Raw genomic sequence first — 8,099 nt, 5'->3', positions numbered from 1 at the left:
CGCTTTTTTGACCATAATATTTGGCCAGGTTTTCGCGTATTCCGCATTCAGCGACAGCCATTTCTCAAGCCCCGGCTCGGTGTCAGGCTTGATCGCGTCTACCGGGCATTCCGGCACGCAGACCCCACAATCGATGCATTCGTCCGGGTGGATGACGAGCATGTTCTCGCCCTCGTAGAAGCAGTCCACGGGGCATACGTCGACGCAGTCCATGATTTTGCAGCGAATACAGCTCTCGTTGACGACGAAGGTCAATTAAGCGTCCTTTCTGCAGATCGCATTGGCGAACTCATTCATGGTGTCCGTCTGTCCTCAAGGTGCTCGTTCATTGGTTGAAAATGGACGCACAGAAGACCTACGTCCTCTGGCTGAATCGGAACACTGAGCAGCAGGCATTCAGCGGCCGAGGGGCCCGTGCTCGGCAGGTTGCGGCACATCTCTCTGCCGAAGTGCGTGCAGTCCTGGCAAACACCGATCTGCCGACGCGCACCACTCGTAGCTAGAGTGGACAGCACTTGGTGCAGGGCGCGACGCATCGCAGTTCGCTCTGTCGTGTCGAGCGAATCTACGGCGCGCACCAGAACTTCGAACGGATCGCGCGCAAGCGTTTTTTTGCCCTTGCTCGTCAGTCGCAGACTTACGCTTCGCCCGTCCGTCTTGAATGGCTGTCGGACCAAGTACCCACCCGCTTCAAGCGCCTTAATGGCTTGTGTTGCGGTGCCGCGGGTTGTCGCTTGAAATTCCGCGAAGGCCGACGGGGTCCGCGAGAATGGGTTGGCACGCGCGAAGAAGCGGAGCGCCATCCATTGGGCCGGACTGAGTTCGCCGTCATAGCCTTCAGCTTGTACGAGCCGTCCCACCTGCAGCAGGAGCTCTGCCGTTTCGCGCGCTGACATGATTACCTCTTCGAAATATAATAGTGTTTCGAAATTAACTTGACAACCGATCGATAGCAGATAATTTTGTTTCGAAACTAGTTGCAGGGCTTGATCATGGCCCGCAACGCGGCCCTGCCGATCCTTACGGCCGAACCCGGCCTTACCCATTATCTTGAGGAAATCCGGCGGTTCCCGATGTTGGAGCGCCAGGAAGAATACATGCTAGCCAAGCGCTGGCGCGAGCACGGCGATCGCGACGCGGCGCACCAGCTCGTCACCAGCCATCTGCGACTCGTGACTAAGATCGCCATGGACTATCGCGGCTACGGCCTGCCGATCTCTGAGGCGATCTCCGAGGGCAATGTCGGCCTGATGCAGGCGGTCGAGCGCTTCGAGCCGGAGAAGGGCTCACGAGCCAACTAGCGTTGATTGTTTTTAACGACGGTGCCGCCCATGACTGCCATCATCTACTTCGGTGAAACGGTCGTTGCTCTTCTGTTGGCAATTTTTTTGCTGGCAACCTCGACGTCCAGCATGGGTGAAGCAGTTGCTCTTTTCTCCGGCGGAGTCGTCGCTTTGACCCTAGGCGAATATATGGTCCATCGCTTTCTGTTGCACAATATCGCGACAACCCAACATCGAATTCATCACGCTCATCCGGACGAGGCTATAGACAAGATTTTTTGGCAGATATGGGTTTGCTTCGCGATCGTCTATTTGATTGCAGGTGGTGTCGTTTTAGCCGGAGCGTTGGCCGCCTATGCTTGGTATTTATTTATCCATTACTGCGCCCATCATAGTTCTGGTATTCTGCCGCCTTCCTTACTGAAGCATCACAGCGACCACCACTCATTTGCGAACCGAAACTACGGCGTCACCACGACGCTTTGGGATCATGTTTTCAGGACAATGTTTCAATGACGCACTGTCCCACCTTTTCAGCCCGATAGTTTCTTCGAAGTAGCGGAACGAACCTCACATTGGCGTATTGGTGCAGTCTAGGGCTGCTGTCATGCATGCAACGTGTCAGTGAGGTTGACCCAATGAGTGCCGTATATCCCATTGAGCGTTCATCGCCGCGTTGAACGGCAGTGGGCTGAACGCATTAACTCGCTAAGACAAATCCACGGCCAAATTGTTGTTGCGACCGAGCGAACGTTGCAACGCGCATTCAACAATGACGGTTCGCCGATTCCAGTCCCGGTAAGAACGGTCGTGGACCGGCGACGACTTGATTAGTCTGGACCACATGATTGATTTTCCAAATCATAGTCGTTCATATGACCCAACGCGGCATGCCGTGCGATTTTGGGGACACGACAGCGCTATAGAGGCATCGTTTTTTATAGACGAAGATGCATTGATGCGAATTCAACCAGATGCCCGCCTCGATGAGTCGGGTTGAGCGCGTTCGATTCCAACCGTGATTTGATATGTGCCGCCGCAGCCAGGGTCTATGTTCGCGGAAGCAGAGGTTCTTATGATCTCGTTGCCGCTAATTTTTGAAGCAATGGCCTGCGGTTCAGCGCATCACACTGTTCGCCTTGCGACAAAAAGGGCCGCCGGTTGCGGCAACCTTTGGAACTATCGTTCGTTGAATCGGAAGCTGTGCTGGCGCTTTGAAGGAGCGCTCGCAGGGTTAGGTCCCGGCGCAGTTAGGACACCTGTGTCGGGCCGCCCCGTTACCCGCCCTTACCATTGAGGGTCAGAGCAGGAGGCTCTGATGTCCGTCAATAGCTACGCCGACAATCTGGATTCAGCCGTGCGCTATGCGCTGGAGACGACCCGTGCCACAGCGGTTTGCCCTTTTCACTCGGATGTGACTATCCGCGTCGGTGACGACGCCGCTGAGAACTATGCTTATGCTCGTGCCAGAAAAATCATCAAAAGCGACGGCACGATGTGGAAGCGGGAAGTTCTGATGGAAGAGATTAAGCGCCAACTCGTTGATGCCACAGACGGTGAGTGTCCTCAGTGTGCATACTTGAGGGATTCCCCGAGGCCCTAAACCAATTTGCCAGAGAATTTGGCGAGTTGCACTGGTGCTCGGCCAAGCAGTGCAGATCGAACCCGGTCTCTAGCCGCCGTCTCCCAGAAACGGGAATATTTCAAACATCCGCCGGAGACTATCGGCGATTTCCACCCCAACGTCGGCCCACCGGGAGTTCGGAGACGCGCCCGAATGTGGGAAAAGCCCGGATTTCCCGCCTATTCTCGGGTGTCTCGGAAGGCCTGCCAGACCGCGGGAATGGCTGGCTGGAGTGAGAGGATTCGAACTCACGCATTCCCGATCGAACCCGGTCTCCGCGGGGGCGTCTTAGAATTTGGGAATATTGGTCTGGTACCCAAGTTGGCTGCCAACTCCCGCTTCCATAAACTCGTTCAAAGCATAAATGCTGCGCCGCACTGCCGGATATCTGCCGCTAACCAGAGCGTTCGTCGTGATCGTAGCCATGATCTCGACGCAGATGAGCGCACCGGTAAATTCATTGAATAAGCGAGTGTGCAGAATTTGCAAAGGATGTATACGGGAAACAACAAGCGAACGGACAGCCAACTGTACCGCGATCGCACAAGGGGGAAACACATGAAAAAAGATCGTAAAGCTTCGGTCGCAAGCACGTCCGCTGTAAGCCAGGTTTTAACAAAGCGCCAAGGCCGCCGCGAGTTTCTCATCAAGACGGGCGGTGTACTCGCCGCCGGCGCATTCGGCGCAGTGCCGCTGCGCGGCTGGGCGGCCGATCCGGTCAATATCGGCGCGCTTTACCCGACCACCGGAAGCATGGCGCAGATCGGCGTCGGCTGCGTCGCCGCCGCCAAGCTCGCGGTCGAGATGGTCAACGACGCCGGCGGCATCAAATCGCTCGGCGGCGCGAAACTCAATCTCATCCTCTCCGACGTGCAGAGCGACACCACGGTGACGCGCACCGAAACCGATCGGCTCATCACCGGCAACAAATTGTCCGCGATCCATGGTTGTTACGCCAGCGCCCTCACTTTGATCGCAAGCGAAGTGGCGGAACGCGCCAAGGTGCCGCTGATCACCGGCTCCAGCTCGGATCAGCTCAACAAGGGGCGAACCTACACGTTTACGCCGTTTGCGCGGGCGTCGCAGTTCGCGCGGGCGCAGTTGCAAATGGCGAAGCTCGTCAGCGACAAGCCGAAGGTCGCCGTTATCTTCGAGAATACCGCGTTCGGCACCTCGACTTCGAACGGGCTGAGGGAACTGGCGCCGGCCGAGGGCGTCGAGATCGTGATGTTCGAGCCCTATTCGGCCGGGTTCACCGACGCCAGCCCGCTGATCAACAAGGTCAAATCGTCAGGTGCCAACGCGCTGTTCTCGGTCTCCTATCTGAACGATCTCATTCTGATCGTGCGGACCATCAAGCAGGTCGGCCTCAACATCGCGATCAACGGCGGCTCCGGCGGCTTCGTCATTCCGGACTTCTACAAGAACGTCGGCAAACTCGCGGAAGGATTGCAAGGCGTGGCGCACTGGAATCACGACATGGACCCCAACTGCGAGAAGGTGAACGCCGAATACAAGAAGCGCACCGGCGAATTCCTGTTCGAATATGCCGGCGGCCTGGTCGCGCAGACCTTCATGATCGCCGACGCGCTGGAGCGGGCGGGTTCCGCCGATCCGCAGAAGGTTCGCGACGCCTTGTCGACACTCGACGTCTCCTCCGGCTTTGCTGCGATGGCGCCGGGCGGAAAGGTAAAGTTCGGACCCGACGGCAAGAACGTTTACGGCCACCCGGTCGGCGTGCAGTGGCAGAACGGCGATCTGGCCAGCGTCTTTCCGAAGGAAGACGCCCGCGCGCCGCTGCTGAAAACCTGACGCCGGTCAAGCCAGATGTGGGAGACAGTGGCCCAGGCCGTCATCAACGGCCTGCTCATCGGCGGCATCTACGCGCTCGTCAGCATTGGCGTCACGCTGATCTTCGGCGTGGTCAAGATCGTGAATTTCGCCCAGGGCGAATTCGTCATGATCGGGATGTACATCAGCTTCTTTCTCGCCAACCAGTTCGGCATCGATCCGCTCGTGTCGCTCATCGTGTCGATGCCGGTGCTGTTCGTGGTCGGTGTCCTGATCCAGCATTTTCTGATCCGCAGGGTTCTGGGGCCGAACGACATGCCCCAGATCTTTCTGACGTTTGCCCTGTCGTTATTGCTGTTGAATCTCGCGCTGATGCTGTTCTCGGCGAATTACCGCACGGTTCACACCTCGTACTCTGACGAAGCTTTTCACATCGGCGGGCTTTACATCCCGGTGGCGAAACTCATCGCCTTTGTCGTCGCGATGCTGCTGAGCGGCGCGCTCTGGGTCTTCCTGCACACCACCGACCTCGGCAAGGCGATGCGCGCGGCGGCCCAGAACCGTGACGTGGCGACGCTGATGGGCATCAACCCCAATCGCATGTTCTGCGTCGCCCTTGGCATCGCGCTGGCGCTGGCGGGCGCCGCAGGTTCGCTGCTGATGCCGTTCTATTCGGCCTACCCGTTTGTCGGGCAGGTGTTTGTGCTGATGGCCTTTGTCGCCGTGGTGATGGGGACACTCGGCAACGTCATCGGCGCGCTGATCGCCAGCCTGTTGATGGGGGTCGCCGAGTCCCTGGGGATTCAATATGTCGGCGCCGACTCCGGATTGATCGTCGTATTCGCCATGCTGCTTCTGACGCTCGCCTTCAAACCGACCGGCCTTGGGGGCAAAGCACGATGACAACGCAAGGCGTCAACACGCGCGGCCTCGTCTTTCTTGCGATCGGCATCGCGGTTCTCATCGCCTTGCCGCTGGTCGTAACAAGCTCGTTTGCGATCGACATCTTCATCCGGATCTTGCTGTTCTCCTTCATCGGCACTGCCTGGAACCTGATGGGCGGATATGCAAAACAGCTTTCGCTGGGGCATGCCGCCTATTTCGGCCTGGGAGCCTACACCTCGACCATTCTGCAGATCGATTTCGGCATCTCGCCGTGGATCGGGATGATCGCCGGCGGCGTGGTCGCGATGCTGGCGAGCCTGCCGATCGGCTGGCTGTGCTTCCGCCTGCGCGGCCCCTATTTCACCATCGCCACCATCGCGACGGCGCAGGCCTTGATGCTGATTTTCCTCAAATTTCGCGATCTGGCCTGGGGCGCCGAGGGTACCACCATCCCGAACCTCGGCAACGCGCCGCTGATGATGCAGTTCGAGTCGAAGGCGGCGTACTACTATGTCGTGCTCGGCCTGCTCGCCGTCGGTCTTGCGATCACCTGGCTGATCGAGCGGTCCTGGATGGGATATTACCTCGTCGCCATCGGCGAAGATGAAGACGCCGCCGAAGCGATCGGCGTCAACGCGCCGCGGATCAAGCGCGACATCTACCTGATCAGCTCCTTTCTCACCGCACTGGCCGGCACGTTTTACACGCAATACATCTACTTCATCGATCCGGCGACCGCGTTCAGCTTCAATATCTCGATCGAGGCCGCGCTGGTATCGATCGTCGGCGGGATCGGGACATTATGGGGCCCCGTGATCGGCACCATTTTATTGGAAACGACGTCGACTCTGCTGCAAAGCTGGCTCGGCGGTTCGATCGGCGGGGTGCAACTGACCGTGTACAGCCTGATCCTGATGGCCGTGATCCTTTGGCGGCCGACCGGGCTGATGGGAATGATGAGCGAAGCCTGGCAACGCTACACCAGCCGCAAGCCGGCGCGAGCGTAAGGGCGCACCCATGGCAGACGCGCTCGTCATTCGTGGCCTCAGCAAGCGGTTCGGTGGGCTGCGCGCCGTACAGGACGTCAGCTTTACGGTGAAAGAGAACGAAACCGTAGCATTGATCGGACCGAACGGCGCCGGCAAGACCACAAGCTTCAACCTCATTACCGGATTTCACCGGCCGGACTCGGGTTCGGTCTTGGCCTATGGCCGTGAGATCGTAGGATTGAAGCCGCATGACATCTGCGCGCACGGCCTCGCGCGCACCTTCCAGGTCGCAAAACCGTTTGGCGCCATGACCGTGCTGGACAACGTCATGACCGGTGCGTTCCTGCGCGACAAACATGCGGCCGCGGCGCGCGCGAAGGCCCGCGAGGTGATCGAGTTCGTCGGCCTTTCGGCCAAAGAACAGACCGCGGCGAAGGATCTGACCACGATCGATCAGCGCCGGTTAGAGATGGCGCGCGCGCTGGCAACGCAGCCCCGGCTTCTCTTGCTCGATGAGGTCATGGCCGGGCTTAACCCGGCCGAGATCGATCAGGCGGTCGCCTTGGTCGGAAAACTGTCCCAGCGCGGGCTGACCATCGTGATCGTCGAACACGTGATGCGCGCCATCATGGCGGTGGCCCGCCACATCGTGGTGCTCGATCACGGGCAGAAGATCGCGGAAGGCGCGCCCAAGGAGATCGTGGAAAACCCGGAAGTGATCCGCGCCTATCTGGGCTCGTACGTCCACCCACCGACCGCGGGAGAGGCCTAGTGCTCAAGTTGGAAGGAGTGAGCGCCAGTTACGGCTCGGTGCCCGCCATCAGCAATGTCAGCATCGAGATCGGTGAAGGCGAAGCCGTCGGCCTGCTCGGCGCGAACGGCGCCGGCAAGAGCACCACGTTGCGCGCGATCTCAGGGCTCGTGAAGCTGACGTCCGGCACGATCACATTCGCCGGCACCAATCTCGCGTCGCTTCCGCCGCACCGGATTCCGGACTTGGGAATTGCCCATGTGCCGGAGGGCCGTCAGGTATTTCCTGAAATGACGGTTCAGGAAAATCTCGAGATCGGCGCTTACACCCCGAAGGCAAAGGCCGAGCGCAGCCGCACCCTCGAACTGGTTTACAGTATCTTTCCAAGGTTAGTCGAACGCAGGAAACAGCTTGCCGGCACCATGAGCGGCGGCGAGCAGCAGATGCTGGCGGTAGGCCGCGGCCTGATGCTGAAGCCGCGGCTCTTGATGCTCGATGAACCGTCGCTCGGGCTTGCACCTGTCATGACCGACGTGACTTTCGAGAAGATCGGGGAAATTCACAAGATGGGTACGGCCATCCTGCTCGTGGAGCAGAATGTCAGCCGCGCGCTATCGCTAGTTCAGCGAGCTTATGTGCTGGAAAGCGGCAGAGTGATCATGCACGGCACCAGCGCGGAACTGGCAAACAACAAGCAGGTGCAAGCGGCTTACCTCGGAATTTAAAACTTAGAGTCACTGCGTTGCCAGTACTTCCAATTGCAGGCCCATGCCCAT

The 8,099-nt window shown here is 58.9% G+C and carries 10 protein-coding genes and 1 pseudogene; 9 read left to right on the top strand and 2 right to left on the bottom strand.

The features are described 5' to 3' along the window. On the bottom strand, positions 1-255 hold a 255-nt coding region (gene fdxA / locus QZ213_RS20795; RefSeq protein ID WP_291687976.1), incomplete at its 3' end, for a ferredoxin FdxA. A 38-nt stretch (positions 256-293) separates the two neighbouring features. Next, positions 294-896, bottom strand: a complete 603-nt coding sequence (locus QZ213_RS20790; protein WP_291687975.1) for a MarR family transcriptional regulator — start codon at positions 894-896, stop codon at positions 294-296. Between the two features lie 96 nt (positions 897-992). On the opposite strand from QZ213_RS20790, the pseudogene QZ213_RS20785 reads away from it, so the two are divergent. The 9 genes and pseudogenes from QZ213_RS20785 to QZ213_RS20745 form a co-directional block, all read left to right on the top strand. Continuing rightward, positions 993-1,286: pseudogene (locus QZ213_RS20785) on the top strand (sigma factor); the annotation flags it as partial. A gap of 45 nt (positions 1,287-1,331) precedes the next feature. Then, the gene (locus tag QZ213_RS20780; protein ID WP_291687974.1) at positions 1,332-1,799 is read left to right on the top strand and encodes a sterol desaturase family protein; all 468 of its coding nucleotides are present in this window, start codon (positions 1,332-1,334) and stop codon (positions 1,797-1,799) included. 328 nt (positions 1,800-2,127) lie between these two features. After that, positions 2,128-2,283, top strand: coding sequence for a DUF1488 family protein (locus QZ213_RS20775; protein WP_291687977.1), 156 nt, complete (start codon positions 2,128-2,130; stop codon positions 2,281-2,283). Positions 2,284-2,601: 318 nt separating this feature from the next. After that, entirely contained in the window at positions 2,602-2,886 is a 285-nt protein-coding gene (locus QZ213_RS20770; protein WP_291687973.1) for a hypothetical protein, read from the top strand. Positions 2,887-3,465: 579 nt separating this feature from the next. Continuing rightward, on the top strand, positions 3,466-4,719 hold the full coding sequence (locus QZ213_RS20765) for an ABC transporter substrate-binding protein (protein WP_291687972.1): 1,254 nt from the start codon (positions 3,466-3,468) through the stop codon (positions 4,717-4,719). Between the two features lie 27 nt (positions 4,720-4,746). Next, positions 4,747-5,601 carry a branched-chain amino acid ABC transporter permease gene (locus QZ213_RS20760; RefSeq protein WP_291687971.1) on the top strand — a complete coding sequence of 285 codons (855 nt, stop codon included), beginning with the start codon at positions 4,747-4,749 and terminating at the stop codon, positions 5,599-5,601. Then, on the top strand, positions 5,598-6,590 hold the full coding sequence (locus QZ213_RS20755; RefSeq protein ID WP_291687970.1) for a branched-chain amino acid ABC transporter permease: 993 nt from the start codon (positions 5,598-5,600) through the stop codon (positions 6,588-6,590). Before QZ213_RS20760 ends, QZ213_RS20755 begins: the two co-directional genes overlap by 4 nt. A 10-nt stretch (positions 6,591-6,600) precedes the next feature. Continuing rightward, positions 6,601-7,344: an ABC transporter ATP-binding protein gene (locus tag QZ213_RS20750; RefSeq protein WP_291687969.1), complete on the top strand. Its 744-nt coding sequence runs from the start codon at positions 6,601-6,603 to the stop codon at positions 7,342-7,344. Continuing rightward, complete coding sequence (locus tag QZ213_RS20745; protein ID WP_291687968.1) at positions 7,344-8,048, top strand: ABC transporter ATP-binding protein; 705 nt, start codon at positions 7,344-7,346, stop codon at positions 8,046-8,048. Before QZ213_RS20750 ends, QZ213_RS20745 begins: the two co-directional genes overlap by 1 nt. Positions 8,049-8,099 lie beyond the last annotated feature (51 nt).

The sequence above is a fragment of the Bradyrhizobium sp. genome (genome assembly GCF_017881085.1).
In the GTDB taxonomy this organism is placed as follows: domain Bacteria; phylum Pseudomonadota; class Alphaproteobacteria; order Rhizobiales; family Xanthobacteraceae; genus Bradyrhizobium.
This window is presented reverse-complemented; position numbering and strand designations above follow the sequence as displayed.